Annotated in this window: 11 protein-coding genes; 5 read left to right on the forward strand and 6 right to left on the reverse strand. The window is 63.8% G+C overall.

Annotated features, from left to right (window positions below; all coding sequences use genetic code 11):
- The first annotated feature begins 93 nt into the window (after positions 1-93).
- Positions 94-774 carry a two-component system response regulator CinR gene (gene cinR, locus D886_RS0125580; RefSeq protein WP_027596608.1) on the forward strand — a complete coding sequence of 227 codons (681 nt, stop codon included), beginning with the start codon at positions 94-96 and terminating at the stop codon, positions 772-774.
- Positions 771-2,123: a heavy metal sensor histidine kinase gene (locus D886_RS0125585; protein WP_027596609.1), complete on the forward strand. Its 1,353-nt coding sequence runs from the start codon at positions 771-773 to the stop codon at positions 2,121-2,123. Before cinR ends, D886_RS0125585 begins: the two co-directional genes overlap by 4 nt.
- A 137-nt stretch (positions 2,124-2,260) precedes the next feature.
- Here D886_RS0125585 and D886_RS0125590 read toward each other — a convergent pair whose 3' ends face one another.
- Genes D886_RS0125590 through D886_RS0125600 form a run of 3 tightly spaced genes read right to left on the reverse strand, consistent with a single transcriptional unit; the run spans position 2,261 to position 5,500 of the window.
- Positions 2,261-3,502, reverse strand: a complete 1,242-nt coding sequence (locus D886_RS0125590) for a lipoprotein-releasing ABC transporter permease subunit (protein WP_027596610.1) — start codon at positions 3,500-3,502, stop codon at positions 2,261-2,263.
- Positions 3,503-3,558: 56 nt separating this feature from the next.
- Positions 3,559-4,242 carry a lipoprotein-releasing ABC transporter ATP-binding protein LolD gene (gene lolD / locus D886_RS0125595; RefSeq protein WP_172960376.1) on the reverse strand — a complete coding sequence of 228 codons (684 nt, stop codon included), beginning with the start codon at positions 4,240-4,242 and terminating at the stop codon, positions 3,559-3,561.
- A 7-nt stretch (positions 4,243-4,249) separates the two neighbouring features.
- Positions 4,250-5,500 (reverse strand): lipoprotein-releasing ABC transporter permease subunit, encoded by a 1,251-nt coding sequence (locus D886_RS0125600; protein ID WP_027596612.1) that lies wholly within the window; start codon positions 5,498-5,500, stop codon positions 4,250-4,252.
- A 93-nt stretch (positions 5,501-5,593) separates the two neighbouring features.
- Between D886_RS0125600 and D886_RS0125605 the strand changes: the two genes are divergently transcribed.
- Both D886_RS0125605 and D886_RS0125610 read left to right on the forward strand, forming a co-directional pair.
- Positions 5,594-6,178, forward strand: a complete 585-nt coding sequence (locus tag D886_RS0125605) for a PilZ domain-containing protein (protein WP_027596613.1) — start codon at positions 5,594-5,596, stop codon at positions 6,176-6,178.
- A gap of 30 nt (positions 6,179-6,208) precedes the next feature.
- On the forward strand, positions 6,209-6,925 hold the full coding sequence (locus D886_RS0125610) for a glycerophosphodiester phosphodiesterase (protein ID WP_027596614.1): 717 nt from the start codon (positions 6,209-6,211) through the stop codon (positions 6,923-6,925).
- A gap of 48 nt (positions 6,926-6,973) precedes the next feature.
- On the opposite strand, the gene sthA is transcribed toward D886_RS0125610, so the two are convergent.
- The 3 genes from sthA to D886_RS0125625 all read right to left on the reverse strand — a co-directional run bounded on the left by sthA (position 6,974) and on the right by D886_RS0125625 (position 11,229).
- Positions 6,974-8,368, reverse strand: a complete 1,395-nt coding sequence (sthA, locus tag D886_RS0125615; protein WP_027596615.1) for a Si-specific NAD(P)(+) transhydrogenase — start codon at positions 8,366-8,368, stop codon at positions 6,974-6,976.
- A gap of 201 nt (positions 8,369-8,569) precedes the next feature.
- Positions 8,570-9,568, reverse strand: coding sequence for an FAD:protein FMN transferase (locus D886_RS0125620; RefSeq protein ID WP_027596616.1), 999 nt, complete (start codon positions 9,566-9,568; stop codon positions 8,570-8,572).
- Between the two features lie 197 nt (positions 9,569-9,765).
- Positions 9,766-11,229: a glyceraldehyde-3-phosphate dehydrogenase gene (locus tag D886_RS0125625; RefSeq protein ID WP_027596617.1), complete on the reverse strand. Its 1,464-nt coding sequence runs from the start codon at positions 11,227-11,229 to the stop codon at positions 9,766-9,768.
- Positions 11,230-11,396: 167 nt separating this feature from the next.
- Here D886_RS0125625 and mfd point away from each other — a divergent pair, with 167 nt between their 5' ends.
- Positions 11,397-14,846 (forward strand): transcription-repair coupling factor, encoded by a 3,450-nt coding sequence (gene mfd / locus D886_RS0125630; protein ID WP_027596618.1) that lies wholly within the window; start codon positions 11,397-11,399, stop codon positions 14,844-14,846.
- Positions 14,847-14,848: the final 2 nt, after the last annotated feature.

Raw genomic sequence — 14,848 nt, forward strand, 5'->3', positions numbered from 1 at the left:
AGATTACAACTTTGTCAGTTTGGGCGAGCGCCGACATCGTCACGTATCATTTCCCGGTAGACGCTGCGCCCCCTCCAGAACTGTGGACACTGCATGAAACTGTTGATCGTTGAAGACCAGGCCCGCACCGGCCAGTACCTGAGCCAGGGCCTCAGCGAGGCAGGCTTCGCCACCGAACTGGCAGCCGATGGCGAAACTGGCCAATACCTGGCACTGACCGGCGACCATGACTTGCTGATCCTCGACGTGATGCTGCCAGGCCGCGATGGCTGGCAGATTTTGCAAGCAGTGCGCCAGGCCGGTCTGGACACCCCCGTGCTGTTCCTGACCGCCCGCGATGCGGTAGAAGACCGTGTGCACGGCCTGGAGCTGGGCGCCGACGATTACCTGGTCAAGCCGTTTGCCTTTTCCGAACTGCTGGCCCGTGTACGCAGCCTGCTGCGCCGTGGCGCCAGCCCGAGCCAGGACACCACCTTGAGCCTGGCCGACCTGCGCCTGGACCTGATCCGCCGCCGCGCCGAGCGCGCCGGCCAGCGCATCGACCTGACCGCCAAAGAGTTCGCCCTGCTCGAACTACTGCTGCGGCGCCAGGGCGAGGTACTGCCCAAATCGCTGATTGCCTCGCAGGTCTGGGACATGAATTTCGACAGTGACACCAACGTCATCGAAGTGGCCATCCGCCGCCTGCGCCTGAAAATCGACGACCCGCACACCAGCAAGCTGATCCACACCGTGCGGGGCATGGGCTATGTGCTGGAGGAGCGTCAGGATTGATGCGCCGACTTTCCCTCGGCAGCCGCCTGGCGCTGCTGTTCGCGGCCTGCACCGCTGCCGTTTCGCTAGGGGCTGGCGTGCTGTTCAGCCGCGCCAGCGAGCAGCACTTCATCGAACTCGACCAACAGCTGCTGGAATCTCGCCTGTCGCTGTTTCGCACGCAGCTGGCCGGCGTCGTCGGGCCCGCCGAACTGGGCGCCCGCCTCCCCGCCCTGCGCGATGAACTCAGCCACCAGGCCGACTTGGCCCTGCGCATCAGCGGCCATGACGGTAGGCCGTGGTTCGACAGCCGCACGCAATTGCCCGACACCACGCCACCCTCTGGGCTTGCCACTCTACACACCGACGGCGCCGACTACCGCAGCCTGGCCATGCCCCTGAACCCGGCCGACCCGCAGTCTGCGCAGCTGACCCTGTACCTCGACATCACCCACCATCAGCACTTCCTGCAGGGCATGCAGCGCCTGATCTGGCTAACGGTCGGCCTCTCGGCCCTGGCCACCGCCCTGCTCGGTGCCTGGGCCGTACGCCGGGGGCTGAGGCCGCTGCGGCAGATGGGCCAGGTTGCGGCCAGCGTGTCGGCCCGCTCGCTGACCACCCGCCTGCCAGTGGCGCAGATGCCGGAAGAGCTGGCCGAACTGGCCACCACCGTGAACGCCATGCTGCAGCGCCTGGACGATGCCTTCCAGCGCTTGTCGGCATTCTCCGCCGACATCGCCCACGAACTGCGCACACCATTGTCCAACCTGCTGACCCACACCCAGGTCACCCTCACCCGCCCGCGCAGCCTTGAGGAATACCGCGAGGCCTTGCATGGCAACCTGGAGGAGCTGCAGTGGATGGCGCAGATGATCAACGACATGCTGTACCTGGCCAAGGCCGACCATGGCCTGCTGGTGCCTGGCCAAGCCACGCTGGCACTGCATGAAGATGTCGATGCATTGCTGGAATACTACGCGCCGCTGGCCGAGGACCGCGACGTGACGCTGCTGCGCGAAGGCCAGCTGCTGTTGCAGGGCGACCGCCCCATGCTGCGCCGCGCATTGTCGAACCTGCTCGACAATGCCTTGCGCTTCACCCCACCCGGTGGGCAGGTACGCGTGACGCTGGAGCCTGGGTTACGGGTTTGCGTGGCCAATACCGGGGCGGCAATCGCACCGGCTGCATTGCCCCGCTTGTTTGACCGGTTCTACCGGGTGGACCCGGCGCGGCGCGAAGGCAGCACGGAGCACGCCGGGTTAGGGCTGGCGATCACCCGGTCGATCGTGCAGGCACATGGTGGGCGTATTCGGGCAGAGTGCGAGGGTGGCTGGACGCGGTTTGTGATCGAGTTACCTGGCAATCAATAGAACCGCAGCTCCTGCATCGGCGTGTAGGAGCAGCCTTGTGCTGCGAAGAGGCCGGTGCAGGCAAAGCAGATTGCTGCAGCCTGCACCGGCCTCTTCGCAGCACAAGGCTGCTCCTACACTGAACGCGGATCAGCGCTTCAAACCGCCAGGCCAATCGCCGGTTGCACCTGCGATGCCCGATACGCCGGGTAAATGGTCGCCAAGAAGCTCATCACCAACCCCGCCGCACAGATGATCACCACATCGCCCCACTGCAGTTCCGACGGCAGGCTGCTGATGAAGTACACGTCCGAGGTGAAGATATGCTGGCCGCTGACCCGCTCCAGCCAGCCAACGATCTGGCTGACATTGAACGCGGCAATCACCCCCAGCACACCGCCGATCAAGGTCCCGACAATACCGATCAAGCTGCCCTGGACCATGAACGTACCCATGATCTGCGCAGGCGTGGCACCCAGGGTGCGCAGGATGGCGATATCCGGCCCTTTGTCGTTCACCACCATCACCAGCGTGGCAATGATGTTGAACGCCGCCACTGCGATGATCATCATCAGCAGCAGGCCGATCATGGTCTTTTCCATCTTCATGGCGCTGAACAGGCTGCCCTGGGTGTGCGACCAGTCATCGGCACGGTAGGCATCGCCCAGGCCGGCCGCGATGGCTTTGGACACCTGCGGCGCCGCATACAGGTCATGCAGCTTGAGCCGCACGCCTTGTACCTGGCCCGGCGCCCAACGCTGCATTTCGCCCGCATCGGCGACGTGAATGTACGCCTGCGAGCCATCCAGCTCTGCACCGACCTTGAAGATACCGACCACGGTCAGGCGCTGCATGCGCGGGGTGATGCCACCCGGCGCCTTGCTGATTTCCGGCACGATCAGGGTCAGCTTGTCGCCCGTGTTCAAACGAAAACGCCGCGCGCTCAGTTCACCGAGCACCACGCCAAACTCACCTGGCTTAAGGTCCTGCAGGCGGCCCTGGACAATATGCTGGCCGACAATGGAAACCTTGCCTTCCTCTGCCGGGTCGATGCCGCTGACCTGGATCGGCTGCATCGCGCCCTTGTAAGAGAGCATGCCTTCCATTTCGGTGATTGGCGCCGCGGCCATCACCGCCGGGTCCTTCAGCGCGGCATCGGCGACGGTGCGCCAGTCATCCAGCGGCTGCACACCAAGGATGCTGGCATGGGGCACCAGGCCGAGGATGCGCGAGCTCATCTCGCGCTGGAAGCCGTTCATTACCGACAGCACCACGATCATCGCCAGCACGCCCAGCGACAGGCCGATCATCGAGGTCATCGAGATGAACGAGATGAAATGGTTGCGGCGCTTGGCACGGGTGTAGCGAGCACCAATGAACAAGGGCAAGGGTCTGAACATGTAAAACACCCAATGAAAGAGTTGCGGGGCGGCTCAGGCCACCCCGTGCAAGCGGCTCAGATCGCCACCAGGTGACCGTCGTCGAGTTTCAACACACGGTCCATCTGGCGCGCCAGGTTGAGGTCGTGGGTCACCACCAGGAACGCGGTACGCGAAGCGCTGGACAGCTCCTGCATCAGTTCCTGAATACCCTGGGCGGTATGGTGGTCGAGGTTGCCGGTCGGCTCGTCGAGCATCACCAGGCCCGGGCGGTTGACCAGGGCGCGGGCGATCGCCACACGCTGGCGCTCACCGCCGGACAACTCAGCAGGCTTGTGGTGCAGGCGGTGGCCAAGGCCGACGCGCTTGAGCAGGGCCTCGGCGCGCTCACGCGCCTCAGGGATGGCGGTGCGGCCGATCAACAGCGGCATGCACACGTTCTCCATGGCGGTGAACTCGGGCAGCAGGTGGTGAAACTGGTAAACGAAGCCCAGTGCCCGGTTGCGCAACAGGCCACGCGCGCGCTCACCCAGGGCCGACAGCTCCTCGCCCGCCAGCCAGACACTGCCCTGGGTAGGCGTGTCGAGGCCACCAAGCAAGTTGAGCAAGGTGCTCTTGCCAGAGCCCGAGCTGCCGACGATGGCCACGCGTTCACCCGGGTGCAGCTCCAGCTGCAAGCCAGACAGCACCTGCACCGACTCCGGGCCCTCGTCGTAGGACTTGCCCAGGTTGCGGCAACTCAGAACGGCTTTATCACTCATGCGCGACTCACTCATAACGTAGCGCCTCTGCAGGCTGGGTGCGGGCCGCACGCCAGGCCGGGTACAGGGTGGCGAAGAAACTCAGGACCAGTGCCGCGGCACAGACCATGTACACGTCATTGGCCATGATCTGCGACGGCAGGTAATCAATGAAATACACGTCGGCGTTGAGGAACTTGTGCCCGATCAGCTTCTCAATGCCGGCAATCGCCGCACTCACGTTGAGCGCGGCAAGAATGCCGACCCCGGCGCCGATCAAGGTACCGATCACCCCGATCACCGTACCCTGCACCATGAAGATGGCCATGATCTGCCCAGGCGTGGCGCCGAGGGTGCGCAGGATCGCGATGTCGCCGCGCTTGTCATTGACCACCATCACCAGGGTGGAAATGATGTTGAACGCCGCCACCGCCACGATCAGCAGCAACAGCAGGCCGATCATGGCCTTTTCCATGCGGATCGCCTGGTAAAGGTTGCCATGGGTGCGGGTCCAGTCACGGCTGTAGAACTCCTGCTCGCCCAGCTGTTGGGCGATAGACCAGGCCACGCGCGGCGCCTGGAACAGGTCGTCGAACTTCAGCCGCAGGCCTTGCACCTGGTTCGGTTTCCAGCGGTGCAGGCGGGACAGGTCGCTGATGTTGGTCAGGCCCAGGTAACCGTCGATTTCGCCGGCGCCCACGTGGAAGGTACCGACCACGGTAAAGCGCTTCATGCGCGGGAACATGCCGGCCGGGGTCACGCTGACCTCGGGGGCGACGAAGGTCAGCTTGTCGCCGATGGCCACACCCAGCTTGGCGGCGGCCTTGTCGCCGATCATGATGCCCCACTCGCCCGGTGCCAGCTGGTCGAGACGGCCTTGCTGGACGAAGTTGTCGATGATCGACACCTCGCGCTCGCGGGCCGGGTCGATGCCATTGAGCAGCACCTTCTGCACCTTGCCTTCATGGGTCAGCAGGCCCTGCATCTGGGTGAAGGGCGCTACCGCCACCACCTGCGGATTCTGCTTTACTTGTTGGGCAAGCGCAGGCCAGTCGTCAAGCGGCTGGCCGCTCTCGAGCGTGGCATGGGGAATCATGCCGAGCACGCGGGTACGCATCTCGTGGTCGAAACCGTTCATGACCGAGAGCACCACGATCATGACCACCACGCCCAGGGCGAGGCCGATCATCGAGGTCAGGGAAATGAACGAGACGAAGTGATTGCGACGTTTGGCACGGGTATAACGCGTGCCGATGAATGCGAAAAGAGGTCTGAACATGTCGGGGCTTGTTCGGATGAAAGGGAACGTCCTTGTGGCGGGGCGCTTACGGCGGCTTTACACTCGGACCACCGCCGCTACCATGGGTTCGCCATGACGACATTAGACGAAGAAGATCGCCGCGAATACTACCGCATCGCAGATCGGATCGCACTTCAAATCAACCCCTTGAGCGCGGCTGAAGCCCTTGACCCAGAAGTGTTGCAGGATGATTCGCCGCTGTTCAACCTGCTCAGCGAGCTGCACCTGTCCGACTTCGAAGCCCAGCACCTGCTGCGCCAGCTGAGTGACAAGGACCGCACCCTGGCGGCGTTTTTGCGCGCGCAAAGCAAACGCCTCGACCTGCTCAGCGCCGTGGTCGCGCAAACCCTCATCGGTGAGGTCGGCCAGCCGCAGGCAGTGGTCATCTCCGAAGGCGGCATCGAGTTCACCCAGGCCCAGGCCATCGCCCCCGACACCCGCGTGAAGGTGAAGATGGTGCTGATGCCCCGCGCCCACGGCCTGCTGCTGCGCGGCAAGGTTACCCACTGCGACCCACGCCCAGGCGGCGGCTTTGAGGTCGGCACCGAATTCATCGACATGACCGACGCCCAGCGCCAACTGCTGGCCCGATACATCCTGCAGCGCCAGCAACAACAACGGCGCCAGCAGTTGGAGCAGAATGACCCTGCCTCCTGAGCCTCTTCCCCTTGAATTGAAGGAACGAACGTGACCCTGATCTACGGCCATCGCGGCGCCAAGGGCGAAGCGCCCGAGAATACCCTGAACAGCTTCCGCCAGTGCCTGTCCCACGGCGTCAATCGCTGTGAACTGGACCTGCACCTGTCGGCCGACAACGAACTGATGGTGATCCACGACTCGACGCTCAAGCGCACCACCGGCCGACGCGGCAAGGTGGTCGAGCACCCGGCAGCCGACCTGGTCACCTACGACGCACGCAAAGGCGGCCCGGGCCATGTGCAGCCCTGCCCTATCCCGAAACTGGAAGAACTCTTCGAAAAATGCGCCTTCGAGCATTGGCAACTGGAGGTCAAGAGTGCCTCGCGCACCCGCGCCGCCACCACGGTGCTGGCCATTCGTGAACTGGCCCAGCAGTACGGCCTGCTGGACAAGGTCACCATCACCTCGAGCTCACGCGACGTGCTGGGCGCCGCACAAGAGCTGGTACCCGACGTGTCTCGCGGGTTGGTGGCCGAATACGCCTGGCTCGACCCACTGAAGGTCGCGCAAAACTACGGCTGCGAGTTGCTGGCTTTGAACTGGACACTGTGCACCCCAGAGCGCCTGCTCAAAGCCCAGGGCCAGGGGTTGCATGTGTCGGTGTGGACAGTCAACGAACCGGCACTGATGCGCCGGCTCGCTGATTTTGGCGTGGACAGCCTGATTACAGACTTTCCCGGTTTGGCCAAGACCACCCTCGGGTAGGGCTGAAATCGGTATCCCCGACCGGCTCAGGCCACCGGTCGGAGCCGCTTAAAAAAGCCGGTTCAGGCCGTCGTAGGCAGCTACCCGATAGGCTTCGGCCATGGTCGGGTAGTTGAACGTGGTGTTGACGAAGTACTTCAGGTTATTCAGCTCGCCCGGCTGGTTCATGATCGCCTGGCCGATGTGGACGATTTCCGAAGCCTGGTAGCCGAAGCAATGCACGCCGAGGATTTCCAGGGTTTCGCGGTGGAACAGGATTTTCAGCATGCCCTGTGGCTCGCCGGCGATCTGCGCGCGGGCCATGCCCTTGAAGAAGGCCTTGCCCACTTCGTACGGCACTTTGGCCTGGGTCAGTTCCTGCTCGTTCTTGCCGATCGAGCTGATCTCCGGAATGGTGTAGATACCGGTCGGCACGTCATTGACGAAGCGCCAGCTGCCATTGTCGACGATGCTGCCCGCTGCCGAACGGCCCTGGTCATGGGCGGCACTGGCCAGGCTCGGCCAACCGATCACATCACCGGCACCGTAGATGTTCGACACGGTGGTGCGGTAGGCCTCGTCGACCTCGATCTGGCCGCGGCTGTTGACCTTGATGCCGATGTTTTCCAGGCCCAGTTTGTCGGTGTTGCCGGTACGGCCGTTACACCACAGCAAGGCGTCGGCCTTGATCTTCTTGCCCGACTTCAGGTGCAAAATCACACCGTTGTCCAAGCCTTCGACCCGGTCGTACTCCTCGTTGTGGCGCACGGTGATGTTGTTGTTGCTGAAGTGGTAGCTCAGCGCCTGGGAAATTTCCGAATCCAGGAAGCTCAGCAACTGGCCACGGTTATCGACCAGCTCGACCAGCACACCCAGGCCGCTGAAGATCGAGGCGTATTCGCAACCGATCACGCCGGCGCCGTAAACGATCAGCTTGCGCGGAGTGTGGCTGAGGCTGAGGATGGTGTCGCTGTCATAGACGCGCGGGTGGTGGAAGTCGATGTCGGCCGGGCGATACGGGCGCGAGCCGGTGGCGATGATGATCTGCTTGGCGTTGAGCTTTTCGACCACACCGTTGGGGCAGACCACTTCGATGGTCTGCTCGTCGGCGAAGCTGCCGGTGCCGAAGAACAGGTCGACACGGTTGCGAGCGTAGTAGCCGGTGCGCGAAGCGACCTGCTTGGCAATGACCTTTTCGGCGCTCTTGAGCACGTCCGGGAAGGAGAACCAGCGCGGCTCGCCGATGGCGCGGAACATCGGGTTGGTGTTGAACTGCATGATCTGCCGCACCGAGTGACGCAGTGCCTTGGACGGGATGGTGCCCAAGTGGGTGCAGTTGCCGCCGACCTGGCGACGGCTGTCGACCATCGCCACCTTGCGCCCTGCTTTGGCGGCGTTCATTGCCGCGCCTTCTCCGGCCGGGCCGGAACCCAGCACCACTACGTCGTAGTTGTAGACAGCCATGCGTACTCCTTCAGAACTGGCCCGCGAGTCACGGTGGCTCGCGGGGCGCGATCATGTCGCCGGGGCGCCATGAGAAAATTCGGTTGCAGTCTAATCAAGCGTGAACGCCGCGCACATTAACCCTTGGTCGCGTCGTAGGCCAATTTTGCCTGCACTACATGTGGTTCACCGATTCCCTGGCGATCATCCATCCTTGCGCTTTCACTCGCCTTTCATTGCCCGCGAAAACGCTGGGGTCGCTCGGGAGACGAAGCCACCCTCGGCCCGAGTCACCAGTACGGCGGCAAGGTTATGGCTGACGGCGAAATCCCAGCCGCGCTCGGGGCCGAGAATCAGCAGCAGGGTCGAGAACCCGTCAGCCTTCAGCGCCGAGGCGTCGAGCACAGTGGCCGCAGCCAGGTCGTGCGCGACCGGGCGCCCGAGACGGGCATCGAAGGTGTGCGAATAGCGCCGGCCATTCTGCTCGAAATAGTGGCGATAGTCACCCGAGGTCGATACCGAAAGGCCATCCACCGGGATGACTTGGCGGGCGATCTGGCGGTCTTCACGGGGCAGCTCGAGGGCGATGCGCCACGGGCTGCCGTCGGGTTTGCGGCCAACCGCCTTGAGCTCGCCGGTGGCTTCGGCGATGAAACTGCTGATGCCCATGGCCTGCAGGCGCTGGGCGATCAGGTCGACGGCGTGGCCGGCGGCGATGCTGTTGAAATCCAGTTCCACCGGGGCATCCTTGCACAATGCCTGGCCTTCGATGCGCAGGTGCTGGTAGCCCACGCGCAGGCGGGCCTGGGCCAGGGCTCGCGGGTCGGGCACCTGCTCGTGACGGGCCTGGGGGCCGAAGCCCCAGAGGTCGAGCAGCGGCTCGACAGTGAGGTCGAAGGCGCCGGCACTTTGCGCCGCCAACTGCTGGCCGAAGCGGACCAGGTCGAGCATGTCTGATGGCAATGCCAGGCATTGATTGGCCGGCAGCTGGTTGAACTGGCTGACAGTGGAATCGCTACGGTAGGTGGAATAGTGCTGGTCGATGCCCTGGAGGATGGCTTCGACTTCAGCCTGCACCTGGGCTGGGGCCGGGCCACCGGGGGCGCGGACGTACTGGATGCTGTAGCTGCTGCCCATGGTCGGGCCGCCCAGGCGCTCAAGGGTCGGGCCCTGGTTGCAGGCGGTGAGGAGCATCAGGATGAACAGGAGGGCTGCGCGCAAATTCGGACTCTCGGTCGCCGACACTGGCCTCTTCGCGGGTAAACCCGCCCCCACAAGGTATTGCACCGCCCTCAAGAACGCGGACGAACCTGTGGGAGCGGGTTTACCCGCGAAGAGGCCAGTAGAGACAACATAAATGCTAGGCAAAAAAAACGGGAACCCGAAGGTTCCCGTTTTTTCATTGCCTTACAAGCGAATCAGCGTGGAAACGCTGGCGGGTTCACACCGGCCATGTCTTCCATCACACGAACTACCTGGCAGCTGTAACCGAATTCGTTGTCGTACCAAACGTACAGCACAACGCGGTTGTCGTTGGCGATGGTCGCCTCTGCGTCAACCACACCGGCGTGGCGCGAGCCGACGAAGTCGGTCGAAACCACTTCCTGCGAGCTGACGAAGTCGATCTGCTTGTGCAGCTCCGAGTGCATGGCCGTCTGGCGCAGGTACTCGTTGATCTCTTCGCGGGTGGTGGGCTTTTCCAGGTTCAGGTTCAGGATAGCCATCGAGACGTTCGGCGTCGGTACGCGAATCGCGTTGCCGGTCAGCTTGCCCTTCAGCACGGGCAGTGCCTTGGCGGCTGCAGTGGCGGCACCGGTCTCGGTGATAACCATGTTCAGCGGCGCGGCACGGCCACGGCGGCTGCCCTTGTGGAAGTTGTCGATCAGGTTCTGGTCGTTGGTGAACGAGTGAACGGTTTCGACGTGGCCGTTGACGATGCCGTACTTGTCGTTGACAGCCTTCAGCACCGGCACGATGGCGTTGGTGGTGCAGGAAGCGGCCGAGATGATCTTGTCATCGGCGGTGATGTCACCGTGGTTGATGCCGTGCACGATGTTCTTCAGCGCGCCCTTGCCAGGTGCGGTGAGGATCACGCGGGCAGCGCCCGGGCAGGCCAGGTGCTGACCCAGGCCGTCGGCATCACGCCATACACCGGTGTTGTCGACGATCAGCGCGTTGTCGATGCCGTACTGGGTGTAGTCGACTTCGCTCGGGTTCTTGGCGTAGATAACCTGGATCAGGTTGCCGTTGGCGGTGATGGTGTTGTTGGCTTCGTCGATGGTGATGGTGCCATCGAACGGGCCGTGCACCGAGTCACGGCGCAGCAGGCTGGCACGCTTGACCAGGTCGTTCTCGGCGCCTTTGCGCACGACGATGGCACGCAGGCGCAGGCCGTCGCCACCACCGGTCTTCTCAATCAGGATGCGCGCCAGCAGGCGGCCGATGCGGCCGAAACCGTACAGGACGACGTCGGTGCCTTTACGGGCCGAAGCGTTCTGTTGGCCAACTACGTCAGCCAGCTCTTCACGCACGAACTGCTCGGCGCTGCGGCCGTTGCCTTCCTGCTTGAACTTGTTGGCCAGCTTGCCCAGGTCAACCGAAGCGGCGCCCAGTTTCAGCTCGCTCATGGCCTTGAGCAGAGGGAACGTCTCGTGGACAGACAGTTCGGTCTCGTCGGTCTGACGATGACGCGCAAAGCGGTGGGCTTTGAGGATCGAGATAACCGAACGGTTGATCAGGCTGCGGCCATAAATCGAGCTCACCACGTTGTTGTTGCGGTAGAGCTGACCGATAAGCGGGATCATCGCTTCAGCCAATGCTTCACGATCAATCCACTCACCAAGACACTGGTCGGGCTTCTGAGTCACGGGAACCTTCCACATGTAGGGACAGAAAAAAGGGGCTACATTATGACGCCCCAACGCGGAACGGGCAATGAGCGCCTGTCGCGGCAGCCAGAGCCAGTGTTCATGGCCTTTGGAGCCTGACAGCAGGCACCAGCACCGGTACAATCGGTGTCTTTGCCGCAACGCTTGGAGTGCAATCTCCCGTGTCAGTTCTGCGCCTACCGCAACTGTCGGCCACGGCCGGCAAACAAACCTGGGGCAACCTGCCCGGTGCCGCCCTCAGCCTTGCCATTGCCGAAGCCGCCAGCAGCGCTGGCCGCTTTACCCTGCTGCTGACCGCCGACAGCCAGGCCGCCGACCGTCTGGAACAGGAGCTGCGCTTCTTTGCCCCAGACCTGCCGGTGCTGCCCTTCCCCGACTGGGAAACCCTGCCCTACGACCTGTTCTCGCCGCACCAGGACATCATCTCCCAGCGCATTGCCAGCCTGTACCGGCTGCCGGAGCTGAGCCACGGCATACTCGTCGTGCCGATCACCACCGCCCTGCACCGCCTGGCGCCGACCCGCTTCCTGCTGGGCAGCAGCCTGGTGCTGGACATCGGCCAGACCATCGACGTCGAGCAAATGCGCACGCGCCTTGAAGCCAGCGGCTACCGCTGCGTCGACACCGTTTATGAACATGGCGAATTCGCCGTGCGCGGCGCGCTGATCGACCTGTACCCCATGGGCAGCAAGCTGCCCTACCGCATCGACCTGTTCGATGACGAAATCGAGACGCTGCGCACCTTCGACCCCGAGACCCAGCGCTCGATCGACAAGGTCGACTCGGTGCGCCTGCTGCCGGCGCGCGAATTTCCGATGCAAAAAGAGGAAGTGACCCGCTTCAAGGCGCGCTTCCGCGAACGCTTTGACGTCGACTTCCGCCGCAGCGCGATCTTCCAGGACCTGGCCAGCGGCATCATTCCCGCCGGCATCGAGTACTACCTGCCGCTGTTCTTCGAAGACACCTCGACGCTGTTCGACTACCTGCCCAGCGACACGCAGGTGTTTTCCCTGCCGGGCGTCGAGCAGGCCGCCGAGCACTTCTGGAACGACGTACGCGGGCGCTACGAAGACCGCCGTGGCGACCTGAGCCGCCCGCTGCTGCCGCCTGCCGAGCTGTTCCTGCCGGTGGAAGACTGTTTCGCCCGGCTCAAGCAATGGCCGCGGGTGGTCGTCAGCGCCGAAGACGTCGAGGCAGGTGCCGGCCGTGAACGCTTCCCAGCACGCCCCCTGCCCGAACTTGCCATCGAGGCCAAGGCCAACCAGCCACTGGCGGCGCTGTCCAGCTTCCTTGACCAGTTCCCTGGCCGCGTACTGTTTACCGCCGAGTCTGCGGGCCGTCGCGAAGTGCTGCTGGAACTGCTCGAACGCCTGAAACTGCGCCCGCACACCGTCGAAGGCTGGGCCGACTTCATCACCGGCTCCGAGCGGCTGGCGATCACCATTGCCCCGCTCGACGAAGGCCTGGTGCTGGACGACCCGGCCCTGGCCCTGATCGCCGAGAGCCCGCTGTTCGGCCAGCGCGTGATGCAGCGCCGACGGCGCGACAAGCGCGGCGAGACCGCCAACGATGCGGTGATCAAGAACCTCACCGAACTGCGCGAAGGCGCACCGGTGGTGCACATCGACCATGGCGTGGGCCGCTACCTGGGCCTGGCTACCCTGGAAATCGACGGTCAGGCCGCCGAGTTCCTCACCCTGGAATACGCCGAGGGCGCCAAGCTGTACGTGCCGGTGGCCAACCTGCACCTGATCGCCCGCTACACCGGCAGCGATGACGCCCTGGCGCCGCTGCACCGGCTCGGCTCCGAGGCCTGGCAGAAGGCCAAGCGCAAGGCCGCCGAGCAGGTGCGTGATGTCGCCGCTGAGCTGCTCGACATCTATGCCCGCCGCGCCGCGCGCAAGGGCTACGCCTTTGCCGACCCCGCTGCCGACTACGCCACCTTCAGTGCCGGGTTCCCCTTCGAAGAAACCCCCGACCAGCAGAACGCCATCGAAGCCGTACGCGCCGACATGCTCGCGGCCAAGCCGATGGACCGCCTGGTGTGCGGCGACGTGGGCTTCGGCAAGACCGAAGTGGCCATGCGCGCGGCCTTCATCGCCGTGCACAGCGGCCGCCAGGTGGCGGTGCTGGTGCCCACTACCCTGCTGGCCCAACAGCACTACAACAGCTTCCGCGACCGCTTCGCCGACTGGCCGGTAACCGTCGAAGTGATGAGCCGTTTCAAATCGGCCAAGGAAGTCGCCAGCGCGGCGGCGGACCTGGCCGAGGGCAAGATCGACATCCTCATCGGCACCCACAAGCTGCTGCAGGACGATGTGCGCTTCAAGGACCTGGGCCTGGTAGTGATCGACGAAGAGCACCGCTTTGGCGTACGCCAGAAGGAACAGCTCAAAGCCCTGCGCAGCGAAGTGGACATTCTCACCCTGACCGCCACGCCGATTCCGCGCACCCTGAACATGGCCGTGGCCGGCATGCGCGACCTGTCGATCATCGCCACACCGCCCGCCCGACGCCTGTCGGTGCGCACGTTCGTCATGGAACACAACAACAGCACGGTCAAAGAAGCCCTGCTGCGTGAACTGCTGCGCGGCGGCCAGGTGTACTACCTGCACAACGACGTGAAAACCATCGAGAAGTGCGCTGCAGACCTTGCCGAACTGGTCCCGGAAGCGCGTATCGGCATCGGCCACGGCCAGATGCGCGAGCGCGAGCTGGAACAGGTGATGAGCGACTTCTACCACAAGCGCTTCAATGTGCTGATCGCCTCGACCATCATCGAGACCGGCATCGACGTGCCAAGCGCCAACACCATTGTCATCGAGCGCGCCGACAAGTTCGGCCTGGCCCAGTTGCACCAGTTGCGTGGCCGGGTCGGCCGCAGCCACCACCAGGCCTACGCCTACCTGCTGACGCCAGCGCGTCAAAAGGTCAGCAGCGACGCCGAGAAGCGCCTGGAAGCCATCGCCAACACCCAGGACTTGGGGGCAGGCTTTGTACTGGCCACCAACGACCTGGAAATCCGCGGCGCTGGTGAACTGTTGGGCGAAGGCCAAAGCGGGCAGATCCAGGCGGTCGGTTTCACCCTCTACATGGAAATGCTCGAACGGGCGGTCAAGGCCATCCGCAAGGGTGCCCAGCCAAACCTCGAACAGCCACTGGGTGGCGGCCCGGAGATCAACCTGCGCCTGCCGGCCCTGATCCCCGAGGGCTACCTGCCCGATGTGCATGCACGCCTGATCCTTTACAAGCGCATCGCCTCGGCCGCCGACGAAGAAGGCCTCAAGGACTTGCAAGTCGAGATGATCGACCGCTTCGGCCTGCTGCCGGAGCCAACCAAAAACTTGATGCGCCTGACCTCGCTCAAGCTGCAGGCGGAAAAGCTCGGCATCAAGAAAGTCGATGCTGGCCCCAACGGCGGCAAGCTTGAGTTCGAGGCCGAGACACCGGTCGACCCGCTGACCCTGATCAAGCTGATCCAGGGGCAGCCCAAACGCTACAAGTTCGAAGGCGCCACCCAGTTCCGTTTCCTGGTACCGATGGAACGCCCCGACGAACGTTTCAACACCCTTGAGGCGCTGTTCGAGCGCCTGACCCCACAGTCTGCCTAAGG

Source organism: Pseudomonas sp. LAIL14HWK12:I7, from assembly GCF_000483465.1.
GTDB classification, from domain to species: Bacteria; Pseudomonadota; Gammaproteobacteria; order Pseudomonadales; family Pseudomonadaceae; genus Aquipseudomonas; species Aquipseudomonas kermanshahensis.